Origin of the sequence: Maribacter spongiicola (genome assembly GCF_004364165.1) — a bacterium.
Taxonomy (GTDB): Bacteria; Bacteroidota; Bacteroidia; order Flavobacteriales; family Flavobacteriaceae; genus Maribacter; species Maribacter spongiicola.
Map to the genome: position 1 here is coordinate 394,427 of NZ_SOAY01000011.1, position 17,048 is coordinate 411,474.

Below are 17,048 nucleotides of genomic sequence, written 5' to 3' on the forward strand. Positions count from 1 at the left end.
AAACCTATGAAAACCAACCAACTAATATTTTTGCTGGTTTTGGCTTTAATGACATCAATTAATGTGATTAGTCAAGATTTGCAAAAAGAACCGAAATTTTATAATTGGTTCGATAATAATGTTAATAGATATAATACTTCTCTTTACAACGGAATCGAATATATAGAGTTATTTAGAACCATAAACGAAAGACACAAGTTTTTTGAAAGTAGTGAATTTCAACCTGGATCAATTGTTTATGATAATCAATTTTATAATCAAGTTCCTTTAAAGTATGACTTAAATACCGATGACATACTTTTTAATGTAGGGTACAATTATGATTACCCGACCTTAATTCTTCATAAATCTAAAATTGAAAGCTTTCAGATCAATAAGAGTAATTTTATCCAGATTAATACAATTGGAGATAATGTTGAAATGAATGGTTTTTACCAAGTTTTATTAAAAAAACTGCCATTAAAACTGCTTAAAAAAACCAAGAAGAAAAATTTTAAGCGAATAAAGGGTAACACAGTGTATTATGAGTTTGATTATGATAATAGCTACTATGTAGAGTATCACGAAAAATTTTATCCCATTGGCTCAAAAAACGATGTAATTAGAATGTTGCCTGAAAAGAAAGAATATATAAATGAATATTTTAATTCGGCATTAAAAAAGTCTAATGAAGATAATTTTTGGATTAGTTTTTTTGAAAAATTAGCAGATACATTTAATACCCAAAACAAAGAATAAAGATATGAGAAAGTATATAAAATTACTCATGCTTTTATTAAGTGTCGGGGTTTTTGCACAAGAAAATGAGACAAAGTATAGTTTTCAAATAGAGAATAAGAATATTTTAAATGTTCTTAACGAAATTGAAAATAAAGCAGGTGTTACCTTCTATTTTGATGAAAAGTGGTTAGAAAATAAAAACTATTCTGGAAGTTTCACCAATGAAACTATCGAAAACATCTTAGATACGATTTTTAAAGAAACCAATTTAAATTTTTTTAAACTGAGTGACACTAAAATAATTCTAACCCAAAATAATATCATTTATAAAGAGTTACCCGAAGGTTTTTTTGGAAGAGAATTAGATACATTAAACGAGATTAAAAACTACACTAGAATAACAAGTAATCCGGTGTTTTCGAATATCGAAGCTTCTAATAAAAATTCAATTACTAGAACTGTTCGTATTGGTAAAGAAAATTTGACAAATGCAAAAAGTGCGTATTTTATTAAAGGGTATGCAAGAACGGCAGAACAAGGTCAACCAATTTCTAATTTATCAATTATATTAAATGGAAGAAATTCTGGAGCTGTAACTGACGATAATGGTTATTATGAGTTAGAAGTTCCTGTAGGAACAAATATTATTAAAACAAGTTCTCTAGGTATTGAGCCTACTACAACACGAGTAGTTGTATTTAACGATGGTGATTTAAATTTTAATTTAAACGAAAGTGTTGAATTTTTAGATGAAGTTGTAGTCGAAGCAAATGCAGCCAAAAATGTTGAAGAAGCATTGTCTGGTAGTACAGAGCTGAATGTTGAAGAAACTAAAAATATTCCTTTGGTGCTCGGAGAAAGAGATGTTCTTAAGGTAGCAACAACCTTGCCAGGTATTTCAACCGCAGGTGAAGGAGCTGCAGGTTTTAATGTTCGTGGTGGTAGTACAGATCAAAACCTTATTTTGTTAGATAATGCTGTAATGTACAACCCATCTCACTTTTTTGGAATCTTTCAAGCACTAAACCCATTTACTACCAAAGATCTTAAAGTGTTAAAAGGTGGTATACCTGCCCAATATGGTGGTCGTCTTTCTTCTGTTTTTGATATTACTTCTAAAGATGCTAATAATGAGAAATTTGCAGGTGAAGCAGCTGTGGGGCCGGTAACATCTAATGTAGCTTTAGAAATACCTGTAGTAAAAGGTAAATCTGGCTTATTGGTCGGTGGTAGAGGAACGTATTCTGGTTGGATTTTAAGATCACTAAAAGACGAATCTTTAAGTAATAGTCAAGCTTCTTTTTATGATGCTATTGCTAAATATACGCATGTAATAAATGATAAGAATACCGTAAAAGCCATGGGGTATTATAGTGATGATGCTTTTAGTATAACATCAGATTCTGTTTATGGGTATAACAATAGACTTCTTTCTTTTCAATGGGATCATCAATTTAATGAAAAGAATACAGGTAGTTTAATTGTTGCCAATAGTAACTACAAATTTAATATTGGCTACGAAGGCAATTCTGATAGTAATTTTGACTTGGGTTTTGTAGTTGATGAAACTGAGGCGAAATTTAAGTTTACATATCTACATAGTAAGGCACACAAGTTTGATTATGGTCTTTCTGCTAAATTATATAATGTACAACCTGGTAATTTAGAACCTAACGGAAGTAACTCAATTGTAAACGCTAAAATAATACCAACTGAAAAAGCAATTGAGACTGCATTTTATCTATCAGATAATTGGGAAATTAATGATAAGCTACTTATTGACATAGGTCTACGTTATTCGATCTTTGCTACTTTAGGTGTTGCAGATGTACGTGTTTATGAAGAAAACATGCCTAAAAACGAGGAAACTTTAATAGAAACAGTTTCTTATAAAAATAATGAAATTGTTGACACCTACGGTGGACCAGAAGTTAGATTGTCTGCACGGTATTTTTTAGGACAAGATTTATCTGTAAAAGCTAGCTATAATACTACATACCAATATATACATAGGTTATCGAATACTACAACAATTAGCCCTATAGATACATGGAAGTTATCTGATAATAATTTAAAGCCACAAAAAGGAAGACAATTAGGTCTTGGGTTTTATAAGAATCTAGAAGGTAATCAATACGAGATAAGTTTAGAGGGGTATTATAAAGAGTCAGATAATTTTTTAGACTTTAAAGTTGGTTCTGAACTGCTATTGAATGAAACTATAGAAACAGAAACGCTACAAGGCGATGGTCAAGCATATGGTTTAGAATTTCTAATTCGAAAAAATTCAGGTAAACTTAATGGATGGTTGGGGTATACCTACTCGCGATCTTTCTTAAAATTAGATAGTGATTTTGCTGAAGAGCGTGTAAACAACGGCGAGTACTTTCCAACCAACTATGATAAGCCTCATGACTTTAGCGCAGTAATGAACTATAAACTAACAAAGAGATATAGTTTTTCTGCAAATCTTTCTTACCAAACCGGTAGACCTGTTACATACCCAGTAGCACGCTATAATTTTAATAACTCAGAGTATGTAGTGTATAGTAACCGTAATGAGTTTAGAATACCAGATTATTACAGATTAGACCTTGGCGTGAATATAGAAGGCAACCACAAGAAAAACAAATTAGCACATAGTTTTTGGAATATTTCGGTGTATAATGTGCTTGGTAGAAACAACCCATATTCGGTATTTTTTGTAACAGAGAATGGCGAATTAAACGCATATCAAAGTTCTATATTTTCAATTCCTGTACCTACAATTACTTATAATTTTAAATTCTAGAATTAAAATTCAAAATTGATGAAAATTTTAAAATATATTCTTTTATTAATTAGTGTTTTAACTATTGTAAACTGTATTGATCCTTTTGAAATAGAAGAAACAGAATTTAAAAGCGCAATGGTTATTGAAGGTACTATTACAGATGAAGATAAAATACAACAAATTTTAGTATCTCAAACATTTGCTCTTGATACAGTGTTAATGACTGGTATAGGTTCTGCAAAAGTATCGGTAACTAGTAGTAATGGAGAGGTTTTTAATTTTGATGAGGTTTCAGCTGGTGTATATCAGTCTAATACATCTTTTGCGGCAGTTTCGGGTCTTTCTTACACTTTAAAAGTAGAAACTTCAGATGGAAAAAGTTTTACCTCTGAGGAAGCTGTGGCGCCTGCTAAAACTAATATTGATAATTTATATGCAGAAAGAAATTTTTTAAATGATGGCGAAAAAGAGGGTATGTTTATAAATGTTGATAGTTATGACCCAACTGGTCAGTCTAAATATTATCGATATGAATATGAAGAAACCTATAAAATAATCGCTCCAAATTGGAGTGCTTCTGAAGCATATATAGTATCACCATTACCAAACCCAGAGGTAGACTCAAGAACAAAAGATATAGACGATAGAGTAGCCTATAATACTGTGACTTCAAATACAATTATTCAAGAGAACACTACTGAGTTAGGAGAAGATAGGGTGAGTAAATTTCCGGTACGTTTTATTGATAAAGAAAATTTTATTTTGTCTCATCGGTACAGTATTCTAGTTAAGCAATTTGTGCAAAGTAGAGCTGCATTTTCTTATTATGAAACACTTGAGTTGCTTTCAGGCACCGAAAGTTTATTTTCACAAAGGCAATCTGGATTTTTAGAAGGAAATATAAAGTCTGATTCAAATACAAATGAAGATGTAGTTGGTTTTTTTCAAGTAAGTTCTGTAGCAGAAAAGAGGTTGTTTTTTGATTATGTCGATTTCTTTCCAGGGGAGAATTTACCAGATTATCCAGTAGATTGTTTTTTAGTTTCTCCTCCTATAATTACAGAAGGTGGACAGTCACCTTTATTGGTGTCCATAGAATTAGGGCTTCTAAGCTATATTGAAGATTATGATCAAGTCACTAATCCATTAAATTTTAGTGAATACGGCCCTTTCTTAATGGTCGCTACGCCGTGTGGCGATGCAACGTTCTATGGAAGTATTCAAGTACCTGATTTTTGGGTAGAATAAGTAAGTGTTTTATTTAGTATAGGATTAATTAAATTATATAAAGTGCGCTATTTTAAAACATCGATGCAAGTACTTTTGGCTCTTAGCCTAGGCATTTTTATGCACAGTTGTATTGACCCGTTTGAAATTGAAGCTACGGAATTTAACAGTGCTTTGGTGGTAGAAGGTACCATTACTAACCAATATAAAACTCAACGTATTTTGGTTTCAAGGACATTTCCGTTAGATACGGTTTTAATGTCTGGGGTGAGCAGGGCAAAAGTTGAAGTAAAGGATAGTAATGGTAATTTATATGAATTTAAAGAATCTTCTGCAGGTGTTTATACTTCTAAAGAGCCCTTTACGGTTGTTTTTGGACATACATATGTGTTAACAATACAGTCAAATGATGGGAAAACATATGTGTCTGAAGATACTGCAGTGCCTGCAACTAGTTCTATCGATAATTTATATGCTGAAAGAAATTTCAAGGACGATGGCGCCGAAGAAGGTATGTTTATTTATTTAGATAGTTATGATGCTACTGGTGAATCTAAATATTATAGATACGAATATGATGAAACTTATAAAATTATTGCACCATTTTATAGTTTCGCAGATGCCTATGTAGTTTCCCGAACGCCTAATCCTGCAGTAGACATAAGAGTAAGAACAAAAGAAGAGCGGGTTTGTTATAAAACAGTTTCTTCAAATACCATAATACAAGAAAATACTACAAACCTAAGTGAAGACAAAGTCAATAAATTTCCAATAAGGTTTATTAATAGAGATAATTTCATTCTGTCGCATAGGTACAGTGTATTAGTTAGACAATATGTGCAAAACAGAGCTGCATTTGCCTATTATAAGACTTTAGAAACATTATCTGGTACTGAGAGCCTTTTTTCGCAAATACAGACAGGTTTATTAGAAGGCAATATAAAAGCTCTGACAGATGAAGAAAATGTAATTGGTTTTTTTCAAGTAAGTACGGTTTCAGAAAAACGGCTGTTTTTTAATTATACAGATTTTTTTCCTAATGAAGAATTACCAAATTTTGTAAGCGATTGCCCAATAGTATCACCGCCAATAGTGGTAGAGGGGGGCGCCACTCCATTACTTGATGCTATTGAAAATAATTTGTTAAAGTATTATGGTGAATATACACCACCACAAGATGGCTTAATACAGACACAGCCCCATGGGCCATATGACATGGTGTATACCGTTTGTGGAGATTGTACAGTTTTAGGTAGTAATGTAGTGCCCGATTTTTGGATAGAATAAAAAAGTTAGATATGAAAAAGAATTTTAATTATATTTTATTGTTAGTAGCTCAATTTGCACTGTTACAAATTAGCGCACAAGGTACTACTGCTAGCTTTGTAGAATCGGATAAGTTAGTTCCAAACCAAGAACAAGTATTTGTACATGCTAATTCTACATTGGCCTTTGTGGGGGAGTATATTTATTACTCCATTTATTGCTTAAAAGATAATACTGGGGTACTTAGCGATGTTAGTAAAATCGCCTATTTAAAACTTGTCAACGAAAACCAAGAGATTGTTTTAAACCAAAAAATAAAGTTGATTAATGGTAAGGGGAATAGCAACTTTTTTATACCCTCAACCGTACCTTCAGGAAATTATAAGTTAATAGCCTATACTCAGTGGATGCTTAATAATGGGCATAATTATTTTTATAATATTGATATCACAGTGCTGAATCCATATACAAGTGACCAAGCTGTATTTAGAGACAAGAGCACTAATTTATCAGAAAACTCCGGTAATTTGCCGAAACAAAATACACGTAATGCAATTGGTAATGCACCTTTGAAACTAGAGTTAGATAAAACTATTTTTCCAACGCGTCAACCTATAGATTTGACTATTGAATCGACATCTTCAACTGGTCTAGGAAGTTACTCTATTTCAGTTCGCAAATTAGATGAGTTGGATACGAAGAAGAGTGTGACTACTGTCGATTATAAGAAAGTATATCCGAAAAAAAATAAAATTGAAACTATTATTTTACCAGAATTAAGGGGAGAGTTATTTGTTGGTGAATTATCGAGTACTAGTGATTCAATATCAGTACAGAATAAAATTGTGGGTCTTTCATTTCCAGGAGAGGATTATCTTTTTAAAATAGCAACAACAAATAAGGATGGGCGTTTTTATACCAGTGTTGATGAAGATTATTCTACCGAAGATGTTTATGTTCAGGTAATTGACGAAACACCTGAGAATTACGAAATCGGACTGCAATCAGAAACTGATCTTAATTTATCGAATTTAAAATTTGATAAATTTAATATCAATAGAGATATGGAAACTATAATTCAAGAACGGAGTATCTTCAACCAAATAGAGAATGCATATTATAGTAGTAAGCCAGATACTATACTAATTGGTAAACCTAATAAAAGGTTTTATGGTGAGGGTACAATGAATTACATGCTTGATGAGTATACAAGGTTCTCTTCAATTAAGGAAACTTTCGTAGAGGTGGTCGAACATGTTTGGATTCAACAAAATAAAAAAGGCAAAAGTGAATTTCATGTACGTCCAATTTTACCATATATGGAGTCAGGTAAATTGCCTTTGGTTTTTATAGATGGCATTTTAGTTCAAGATCATGATAGACTAATTAATCTTTCTTCTGCTCAGGTACAATCTATAAATATTTCAAGAAATCAACATTTTTATGGAACCAAGGCCTTTCAGGGTGTGGTAGACGTAATGACATTTAAAACAAATTATTTTGAGAATTATTATAACTCAGATATGTTGACTCAAAAATTATTTAAGCCTAGAGAGAATAAAAATTACTATCAACAAACTTATGATGGCAGTTTTTCTGAAAAATATGCACGTTTACCAGATTTTAGATATCAGTTAATTTGGTTGCCATCTTTTAATATGACCGAAAATGAGGAGCATATCGAATTTTACACTTCTGATATCACTGGTGAATTTGAGGTTTCTTTAGAAGGTTTTACAGACCAAGGTATTCCTGTTTCTTTAAAAAAGAAATTCATGGTTAAATAGTATGGTTTAAACCTTTGCAATAAAAGCGTTACATTTAAAAACCTAAAAGGTTTTAGAATGCTTACAAAAGTTTATGGGAGTGCAGTATTTGGTGTTGAAGCCACAACAATAATTGTAGAAGTAAATATCGACAAGGGAATTGGTTATCATTTAGTAGGGTTGCCCGATAATGCCATTAAAGAAAGTAATTATAGAATAGCTGCCGCATTACAGAATAATGGCTATAAAATTCCAGGTAAAAAAATCACTATAAATATGGCGCCTGCAGATCTTCGAAAAGAGGGTTCTGCGTATGATCTTACCTTGGCTATCGGAATTTTGGCTGCATCTAGTCAAATTAAATCTGAAGATATTGAGAAGTATATCATCATGGGCGAATTGTCTTTAGATGGTAGTTTGCAGCCAATAACAGGAGCATTGCCTATTGCTATAAAAGCACAACAAGAAGGGTTTGCCGGATTCATTTTGCCTACTGCAAATGCAAAAGAAGCTGCTATTGTTGGAGATTTGAAAGTATACGGCATAGATAATATTAAACAGGTTTTAGATTTCTTTGATCAAGGTATTCCGCTTGAGCAGACTATAATTGATACAAGAGAAGAATTTTATAAGAATTTAGATTTTCCAGAATTTGATTTCTCTGATGTTAAAGGACAAGAAAGTATTAAACGCTGTATGGAGATTGCCGCAGCAGGCGGACATAATATCATTTTAATTGGTCCGCCAGGCGCAGGTAAAACCATGTTGGCGAAGCGATTACCTTCTATTTTACCACCAATGACTTTGCATGAAGCTTTAGAAACTACTAAAATACATAGCGTAGTTGGCAAAATTAAGAATATGGGTTTAATGAGTCAACGACCATTTAGAAGTCCCCACCACACAATTTCCGATGTTATATTATTGTAATGTGATATAATCCAATTTATATTATATTTGGAGTATGATAGGTATATATACAAGGCTTTCCGTAGAGGATGATATTAGTACATCGATTGAAAACCAAATCAATGAGGGCAAGGTTTTTGCAAAGAATCGTAAATATGAAATTTATAATGAGGGTGAGGGCATAAGTGGTCGAGCAGATATAAAAGATAGACCCGTACTTGATAAACTTATGCGAGATATTGCCACCGATAAAATTAATATAGTTTGGTTCAGGAATCAAAATAGGTTAGAGCGAAATAGTGAAACTTTCATTGCATTTTCTTCTTTAGCTAAACGAAAAAAGATTGAAGTTTATTTCAATGATAAACAAATGGATTGGAACGACCCGACCAATTATTTACAGTCCTCAATTCTTACTGCCATTAATAGTTATCAAGCTGAATTACAAAGTTACCAAACAAAGAAAGTTTTACTTAATAGAGTTTTGGAGGGCAAAGCACATGGTAAGAGTACCCCGTTAGGTTATACCAAAGATGATGAGGGCTATTTAATAATTAATAATGAAGAAAAGCCCATTGTCGAAAAGATATATGAAATGTGCTTAGAGGGTAACGGTTCTACAACTATTAAGCATTGGTTGAACGATAACAATATACCAACTAGGTACAGTAAAAGAGATGGTACATTTAAAATCAAGAATGCAAATACTGGTAAGATAACCCACAAGAAAAAAAGTGATGTTATCTGGTCGGATAAACAAGTACAGGATATTTTAAAAAATCCAATGTATAAGGGTAAAAGAAGGTGGAAAGATAAGTTGATTGATTGCCCTAAAATATTCAATGAGTTTTATTGGGAAAAGGTACAGGTGCAGTATGAGAAAAATAAAGATTCAAATAATACAGGAAAGAAGGTAGACCACTTGTATTTGTTGAAGGGTTTGTTAGAATGTGGTGAATGTGGACGTAATTATTACGGGCGTACCAGAATAAGTAAAAAAGATAATTACTACATGTGTTCCTCTAAAAGGTACAAGCAAGAAAAATGTACCAATAGGAGCATTAACATTGATGTACTGGAAAGTTTTGTATGGACTACCATCTTTGAAAATAGAACCATATTTCAAAAGGTACAAACAGCCTTTAAAGATGGTGGACTGGATAAAAAGAAGGTTGAGTTAGAAAACAAGATTAAAGACTATCAGAAGACCTTAAAAGCCCTCGATAAAGAGTATAAGAAATCTATAGATTTAGTAGTTAGGGGTGTGGTAGAAGAAAGTGATATTACAGAAACTAAAAATAGGGTAGTTAGGGAAACCAATAAGATAAATGAACATCTTACCAATGATGAGAACGAACTAAAGAGCCTAGTCAATGAAACATTTATATTAACTCAAATAAAACATGACTTAGATTTTGGTGTTCAAACAGGTATCGACTGGGGTATAATTAACGAGATTGTCGGAAACGGGCAATTTGAAGATATTACAGACCTAAAAAGGAGAAAGTTGGCAAAAGATAGATACGACCAGTTAAACAAAGATGTTATTGATAATAGAGAAAAATCCGCAATTGTTGAACATACCCCATACAACAAGAAGAAAGAAGTATTAACCAAGTACCTAAAGAGAATATATATACAATACGATAAGGAAAGTAAGATATACACCTTAAAAATTGATTACGACCTACCAATTGAAGATGAGAGCTATTATATAGATAGTAACTACATAGCAGCGTATGCCCCACAACAACAAAAGATAGTGGACTGGCATTTTATAGGTAGACACTTTACCAATGAAAAGATTGAAGATACATACAATCAGCTCAAAAATTACGTAAGTAACTGATATTAAGTTATTTGTATTTACTAGGGTAGGGTCTCCATTAGTTTATATGACATACTTTCTATTGTCGAACCCACTTTATAAGGTATTTGTCGGGGGCTTTACCAATGAAAACAGGTATTCGCACCACCTTCACACCCTCTTGTTGATAAGAAAAATGACCTCATGCCAACATCCTTACACGTACACGGTAAATAAGACTTTTTGGATATTTAAGTAAAGTGAAGGAAGCACAGACCTAATAAGCTAAAGACTGTCAACCATAGCCCTATTTTACCAATACTTTTCCATAAAGTCCATTTAGAGCCTAAGCTCCTAGATTCTTTATAACTTTCAAATTCCATGTTACCACTTGAATTTCGTCGGTTGAACATTTCTTCTTCTGACTTGTAATTATATCTTCCTCCAATTACAAAAAGAGGAAATCCAATAAAAAATGCAATGCTGAAAATTCCATGACCTACAAAAAAATCCCAAATAACTCCCATAAATTAATTTTTTGTGTTGAGCGAACAATTTAAAAAAAAATTAAAAGCTAAATGTAATTTGTTGAAAATTTGTTGATTAAGTAAGGGAATAGTACTAAGAATACCTTTAATCGAATATAATTACAAAACAACAACGAACGTTCTAGTAATGTAAAATATAGTTCTATCTTAGCTATATGCAATACATAACCTACTACAGAGTATCGACCAAGAAACAGGATTTAGGCTTAGAAGCCCAACAAACGATTATCAGAAATTACTTAAAAGATGATGATGAGGTACTGGCATCTTATAGCGAGAAGGAAACTGGTACTAAGAAAAGGGTACAGTTGGAATTGGAAAAGGCTATAGAACATTGTAAGCAAACTGGTAGTACTCTTTTAATTGCCAAATTGGATAGGTTAGCCCGTAACGTGTCGTTTATATCCACTCTAATGGACAGTAATGTTGAATTTAAGGCATTGGATATGCCACACGCTAATAAATTAACTATACACATCTTTGCAGCTATTGCGGAACATGAAGCCGAACTAATAAGCCAAAGAACCAAAGCAGCTTTACAGGAACTTAAAAAGAAAGGTGTTGTACTGGGTAAGCCCGAAAACTTTAATCAAGTTGGCAGGGATAAAGGGGTACGGACTAATAAGGCTAAGGCATCCAACAATGAGAACAACCGAAAGGCTAAGGCGTATATCAAATCTTTACTTGTACAGGGGCTAAATCATTCGCAGATAGCAAAAGAACTCAATACAAATGGATTTACTACAAGTAGGGGTAAGAGGTTTCAAGCCGTACAGGTGCAGAGGTTGAGCTAATAAATGAATTCTCTACTTCTATTTTATTATAATTTAACTTAAATTGTAAGAATAATATAATTCAGGATAAGAATGAATACAAATGGATGGTTGGGAGTTGTTTTAGCAGTCACTGGTTTAGCTTTTGTAATTTTAAAAAAGAATTACGAGTTCAAAAATAGAACGGATAGTGGTGTTGTTCAGTATACAAGTTCTTTTGTTGCCTTTTTGTGGTACTTGTTAGGGATGTTGGGTGGATTTATGTTTATTGCTGGTTTAGTTATGGCTATTTTTAATTTTGGTTTGAGTGGTAGCAGATTAAGATACTGGTAAAAGGAGTAGTTACTAATAATTTTTTCATAAACTAAACTATTTAGATGCCAACATTAGTTACCGAACTAAAGGAAGGAGCTGTGTACATATGAAAGGAAACTTAGTTAAACAATGTCAGACTAGGAACTGTAATGAAGGTTAAAGGATTAATTAATTTTAAAGTTGTTTAGAATGAGTAAATATACTTATGGTTGGTTAGGCTTAGTGGTAGGTATTGTTGGAATTATTATCCTAATAATTAAATACAATTACGAATTTAAAAATCGTACTAGTGGGGGGTGTTAGGTTTAATAGTTTTTTTTAGTTCTTTTCTTTCATATTTTATAGGTGGAGTTGGATTATCCTAACTGTAGGTGGTGTGCTTATGGGAATATTTATCTTTTCATTTGGTAAATGATATATAAATAATCTTTAAATTTTTTTATAAAACAATGCCGAGAACCCAATAAAAGACTAACATACTAAATAATATAAATACTACTCCAACCATACCTAAACAACCATACCTTTTTTCTTTTCTTTCCCTCTTTAATTTATTGTCGTAAGTTTCATATGCATTGACCCCAGGATTGTCATGTAATTTTTTTTTACGTTTATAATCAGCTTTTCTGCTCTTGTTAAACAGAAGTAAGCCAATTATGAAAAAAACTATACAAATTGCAAATAGTATAGGTTTATACTTTACCATAAAATTATTGTGTTTAATTTATATTGGTACTAATATACTAATTTTAAGAAATAATAAATTCGCTTGTTGTGGTTATCAAAGGCACTACCAACCAAACTACAGCGAACAATAACCATTCATACCAAACCATAGAGCGTTTATACATGAATTTTGGTTAAGGGAATTATCATTATCGGTTTCTAGATTTTTTAAAATTTCAACCTAAACTTATGGTTCACTATCTTCAATTTTTGGTTTACTTTTTTCTTCCTTTTCCTTCTGCTTCTTTATTTTTTCTGCTTCCTTGACTAATTCTAAAAAAGTTTCACCTTTATACTTAGTTTCTGCATCAATATAAATTTGATTTTTGTGATACCATAGGAAGAATCCTATATTCATCATAATTAAACCAAATAGAAACAGAATTTTCATTTCCCATGAATCAGAACTATTAATTAAGTACTCAATTTTATTCTTTTCTTTCTCTAGTTTATATTGCACATTATCGGCTTCAACTTTTTCTATGGCTAATTCAGCTTGTCGCAACGATTTTATAATTTCTTTTAGCTCTGTTGAATCTTTGGCGGAAATAATTACATTTATAGAATCAGTATTACGTTCTATATGGTACTTTTCTAGAAGTTGGTTATACTCTTCCCAAACTTTATCGTACCTTCTATTGAAGTTAGAGTTTTCATGATTGTATTGAATTATTAAGTCATTGGCATTGCTTCTTAAAGAAGTGATTAAATAAAGCGAAAACACAAAAATAATTAAACCGAAAATAGCCATGAACTTGTAGAGGTTATCGGTAGGAAGGTTAGGTACATTCATATTATAAAGCTATCTAAAGTTCTGGTTGACAGTGGATAAATTGAATTTTGGTTATTCACATAAGTATCAACAATATATTAATCATTTTACTCTCAACATTTCCCATCCATGATGAGGTATAGCCCAATACCCTAGTGAATCAATAATAAATATGCTAATTCCTGACGGGTAACGATGATATAAAGAGATGTTACCTGTATTACACTCATATTCAATATAAAAGCCTTTCATGCTAAGTGGTTTTTGAATTATACCTGCATCCTTTAAAGCTCCTTCATACCTTTCTTTGCCTATTTCCTTTAATAGGTTTTTTATAGCTTTTAAATCGTAATTTCTAAATACTAATTTGGACATTTTCCAAAATTATGGAATAAATCCTAATTAGGTGATTAGATTTAATATATTATTTTAACAACTTTATTTTTTGACTAAAACGGATATGAATAGATATATAAAGGCAATGGAAATTGGAATGGCTAATGAACAGAATGGTATTAGTTATTTTGAATTGGTAAAACAAATTGAAAAATTTCAAGGTTATAGTTTTGGAAAAGAGTCGGAATTATCATTCTTATTTTGGTTTTCACAAAATTTCAGTCGAAGTGACCAAAAAATTAAATCGACTGATATTAAAAATTATCGGCTTGTTTTGGATAAGAAATATGGTAAAACGGTGGCAGATGTGAATAAGGGGCAGATGGAACTGGCTAAGAAATTTTTAAGATATAAGTATTGGTTGGATGGTACGGCTTCCAAGCAATATTTGGATTATTTAGAACTACAAGAATCTCGTATAGCATCCACACAAGCCCGTAAACAGTCTAACATTTCAATTTGGATAGCATTAGTGGCAATTATTTTGAGTACAGCTTTGGGAGCTTATTCTATCTATTCAAGCCCTAAAACACCCTATGACGTAAAAATTATAGAGGATAAAACAAAAAACATAAAATTTGAAAAGGAAAATAAGCAACTAAAGGAAAAACTATATAAAGCTGAATTGTTAATTAAGGTATTAGAGAAGAATGACAGTTTAAACTTAGGTTAGGTAATTGGCACTTGTTAATAACTAAATTACATTTCCAATTAAATTGTAAAACAGAGGTAAATATTACATTGATATTGGGTAATAGTGGTAAATTTTAGATTCGATACTTCTTGTAATCTGTTAATAAGTTTGTTTCCTCCTAAGTGTCTAAAGTTGTTACCTTTACAAAAGAGAAATGCACCCGTAAAAGGTGCATCTATTGTAAGGAGGGTTAAACCGTTTACTAAACACTATTAGAGTAGTGTTAACATTTTTAGAAAGATGTGTAATAGTCTAAAGATGATAATGTAAAAGGTTCTTAATCCTCTTTTTTATTTATTCTTTATTGAGACAAATATAAAAATTAAAGTGGTCTATTGTACCACATTTGTTTACTACTTGTAAACAATTTTTTACTTGACATTGTTTTAGGTGGGTTTCCTTGTCAATGACTTTAATTGTGGTTCTGGTGGTTTGCTTATTGAATGCTAAATAAGGGTAGGCGTATAGCTCTAAAATCGATTATCTTTTCTTTTAGGTACAAATACCCTGCTCGATATAGTTGAGCGGTTATTGGGGGTAATGCTACTAGAATTTGCTATTTGAGTCATTCAACATAAACACGACTTTTTAATTTAATCACTAAACTTTACTTTTTACTTTCTATAGGCTTACCAACCGACTTTAGGAGGTGGTATTTATAAATATTGACCTAGTGCAAGAAGTTGTCCAACAAGAAGATAATTTATAAGATTTTAAGTACACTTTTCTTTGTTTAACTCGATTTTAAAAATGCAAAACCTAGTCCAACAAATGGTTAGCATTTAGGGTTTATGGTTACGTTCGCTGCGCTCTCTTTCTATTGTTTAACTCGATAGGAAAATGCACAATTTAGATAATTAATGTACTATCTCTTGTTTTACATATTTAAGAATTCAAAGTATCGGTAAATATTTGATTTTAAGTAGTTTATTTTTTTTTAATTATTGTAGCAAGTAGCTCATTCTAGTATATATACATATAAGATTGCACATTCAAATTTTAACAATGTTAACAAAAAGTTAAAGAATAAATTTTAAATAAACTCATTTAAAACTAGTAGGGAAACAGCTATAAACTATTAGTATATAGTTTTGGATATATTATTGTAATTTTGTATTTTTGTAAACTAATTAGTTAATTATATAAATTATTTTTACCAAAACGTATTTTGTATTAACTAATATGTAATATTTTAACATAATAATCCAAGAGTAGGTTTAGAACCTCGCCAACCGAGAATTACGGTGGTACATTACTTTAGTTAGTATGGATTAGGCAACAGCAAAATTAAATACCAAAAGTATAATAACCTCGGCTGTTAATTCAGTTCGGGGTTTTTTTAAGCCCAATTTTCAAAATGTAACCAAACTATGGAAAAACTAAGAATATTTATACAAGAACGTAAAGCATTTAATCATAGCTATTTAGCTAGGGAGTCCCAATGGGACAAACTTGATTTTTCGAAATGGATAAGAAACAAAATAGATGTAGTGCCACAACGGGTACTAGATAACCTTAAAAAGGTTTTATCTCTTTACGGTTATGAGTAGTGCTAACTGGTGGGAACAAACCCCTGAACAAGATGCTGTACTTATAGTAAAAATAGACACAATAATATCTAAAGCAAAGTATAGAAACAACCTTAAAAGGAATGGCAAGAGTAAGGAAGCTAAGCAACAAGAAATAAAAAATAAGTATAGAAACCAATTTAAAAAAAATGATTTTGAACAGAAGTGGGCAAAGCTAAAAGATAGTGGGTTAATTCAGCTGGATAACTTAGAATCAGTTGCAAAAGAAAACTATCATTTGTTTAACGGAGAAGCAGCAATATATGACCCAAAAGGTATAAAGTATATAAAAGTTAATTTACCTATAGGTAAAGTTGATTACTTCATTTATGGTACTTTCTTAAAAAAAATAGGTTTTCAATTTAGGTTCTGTAATCCTGACATTACTATTCAAGATTTAAACGATTATTTAATTCACCTTTTTACCACATATGTAAAAGCCACACCTAAAAAGAACTTTGTTTATGATATTGATTTAATCGAAAAGATAGCACAATCAATATTTGATGAAAGAAGTTATCCAGTATATAGTAAAATTAAAGTTTTGTTCAACTCTGATTACAATTTAAACGAGAATGAAAAACAAGGAATTAGAAATAAACTAAGTGGAGCATATAAATCTAGTCAGGGCTTAGATAGGGTTGAAAAAATAAGTCAGCAATCCAATCTAACCCAACAACAAATGGCAGATAAAATAAAAATTAGCTTAGCCACTTTTAAAAGAAAATTAAAGCTTTTAAGAGAATTACAAAAAGAGCAATTTCAAGAAGCAGCCTAAACCAAAATTA

General features: G+C 31.4%; 15 protein-coding genes and 1 pseudogene. 12 read left to right on the forward strand and 4 right to left on the reverse strand.

Features of this window, described 5'->3' with window-relative positions; translation table 11 throughout:
- Positions 1 to 6: 6 nt before the first annotated feature.
- From CLV90_RS09890 to CLV90_RS09920, 7 genes and pseudogenes are all read left to right on the forward strand, one after another.
- Positions 7 to 738, forward strand: coding sequence for a hypothetical protein (locus tag CLV90_RS09890; RefSeq protein ID WP_133687325.1), 732 nt, complete (start codon positions 7 to 9; stop codon positions 736 to 738).
- 4 nt (positions 739 to 742) lie between these two features.
- Positions 743 to 3,511 carry a TonB-dependent receptor gene (locus tag CLV90_RS09895; RefSeq protein WP_133687326.1) on the forward strand — a complete coding sequence of 923 codons (2,769 nt, stop codon included), beginning with the start codon at positions 743 to 745 and terminating at the stop codon, positions 3,509 to 3,511.
- Between the two features lie 18 nt (positions 3,512 to 3,529).
- On the forward strand, positions 3,530 to 4,741 hold the full coding sequence (locus CLV90_RS09900; RefSeq protein WP_133687327.1) for a DUF4249 domain-containing protein: 1,212 nt from the start codon (positions 3,530 to 3,532) through the stop codon (positions 4,739 to 4,741).
- Positions 4,742 to 4,783: 42 nt separating this feature from the next.
- Positions 4,784 to 6,007: a DUF4249 domain-containing protein gene (locus tag CLV90_RS09905; RefSeq protein WP_133687328.1), complete on the forward strand. Its 1,224-nt coding sequence runs from the start codon at positions 4,784 to 4,786 to the stop codon at positions 6,005 to 6,007.
- 11 nt (positions 6,008 to 6,018) lie between these two features.
- Positions 6,019 to 7,773 (forward strand): hypothetical protein, encoded by a 1,755-nt coding sequence (locus tag CLV90_RS09910; RefSeq protein ID WP_133687329.1) that lies wholly within the window; start codon positions 6,019 to 6,021, stop codon positions 7,771 to 7,773.
- 57 nt (positions 7,774 to 7,830) lie between these two features.
- Positions 7,831 to 8,679, forward strand: a pseudogene (locus tag CLV90_RS09915) (YifB family Mg chelatase-like AAA ATPase); the annotation flags it as partial.
- A 37-nt stretch (positions 8,680 to 8,716) separates the two neighbouring features.
- A complete protein-coding gene (locus tag CLV90_RS09920; protein WP_133687331.1) occupies positions 8,717 to 10,510 on the forward strand; it encodes a recombinase family protein in 1,794 nt (597 codons plus the stop codon).
- Positions 10,511 to 10,719: 209 nt separating this feature from the next.
- On the opposite strand, the gene CLV90_RS09925 is transcribed toward CLV90_RS09920, so the two are convergent.
- On the reverse strand, positions 10,720 to 10,995 hold the full coding sequence (locus CLV90_RS09925) for a hypothetical protein (protein ID WP_133687332.1): 276 nt from the start codon (positions 10,993 to 10,995) through the stop codon (positions 10,720 to 10,722).
- A gap of 176 nt (positions 10,996 to 11,171) precedes the next feature.
- Here CLV90_RS09925 and CLV90_RS09930 point away from each other — a divergent pair, with 176 nt between their 5' ends.
- Together CLV90_RS09930 and CLV90_RS09935 are read left to right on the forward strand one after the other, a co-directional pair.
- Positions 11,172 to 11,810, forward strand: coding sequence for a recombinase family protein (locus CLV90_RS09930; protein ID WP_133687333.1), 639 nt, complete (start codon positions 11,172 to 11,174; stop codon positions 11,808 to 11,810).
- Positions 11,811 to 11,882: 72 nt separating this feature from the next.
- Positions 11,883 to 12,122 (forward strand): hypothetical protein, encoded by a 240-nt coding sequence (locus tag CLV90_RS09935; RefSeq protein WP_133687334.1) that lies wholly within the window; start codon positions 11,883 to 11,885, stop codon positions 12,120 to 12,122.
- Positions 12,123 to 12,543: 421 nt separating this feature from the next.
- Here CLV90_RS09935 and CLV90_RS09940 read toward each other — a convergent pair whose 3' ends face one another.
- The 3 genes from CLV90_RS09940 to CLV90_RS09950 form a co-directional block, all read right to left on the reverse strand.
- On the reverse strand, positions 12,544 to 12,810 hold the full coding sequence (locus CLV90_RS09940; RefSeq protein ID WP_133687335.1) for a hypothetical protein: 267 nt from the start codon (positions 12,808 to 12,810) through the stop codon (positions 12,544 to 12,546).
- 207 nt (positions 12,811 to 13,017) lie between these two features.
- Positions 13,018 to 13,623: a hypothetical protein gene (locus tag CLV90_RS09945; RefSeq protein ID WP_133687336.1), complete on the reverse strand. Its 606-nt coding sequence runs from the start codon at positions 13,621 to 13,623 to the stop codon at positions 13,018 to 13,020.
- A gap of 81 nt (positions 13,624 to 13,704) precedes the next feature.
- Positions 13,705 to 13,977: a hypothetical protein gene (locus tag CLV90_RS09950; RefSeq protein WP_133687337.1), complete on the reverse strand. Its 273-nt coding sequence runs from the start codon at positions 13,975 to 13,977 to the stop codon at positions 13,705 to 13,707.
- Positions 13,978 to 14,062: 85 nt separating this feature from the next.
- Here CLV90_RS09950 and CLV90_RS09955 point away from each other — a divergent pair, with 85 nt between their 5' ends.
- The 3 genes from CLV90_RS09955 (at position 14,063) to CLV90_RS09965 (ending at position 17,038) form a co-directional block, all read left to right on the forward strand.
- Complete coding sequence (locus CLV90_RS09955; protein WP_133687338.1) at positions 14,063 to 14,671, forward strand: hypothetical protein; 609 nt, start codon at positions 14,063 to 14,065, stop codon at positions 14,669 to 14,671.
- Between the two features lie 1,391 nt (positions 14,672 to 16,062).
- The gene (locus CLV90_RS09960; RefSeq protein WP_133687339.1) at positions 16,063 to 16,242 is read left to right on the forward strand and encodes a hypothetical protein; all 180 of its coding nucleotides are present in this window, start codon (positions 16,063 to 16,065) and stop codon (positions 16,240 to 16,242) included.
- A complete protein-coding gene (locus CLV90_RS09965; protein ID WP_133687340.1) occupies positions 16,235 to 17,038 on the forward strand; it encodes a C48 family peptidase in 804 nt (267 codons plus the stop codon). The genes CLV90_RS09960 and CLV90_RS09965 overlap by 8 nt, the downstream gene beginning before the upstream one ends.
- The last annotated feature ends 10 nt before the right edge of the window (positions 17,039 to 17,048 follow it).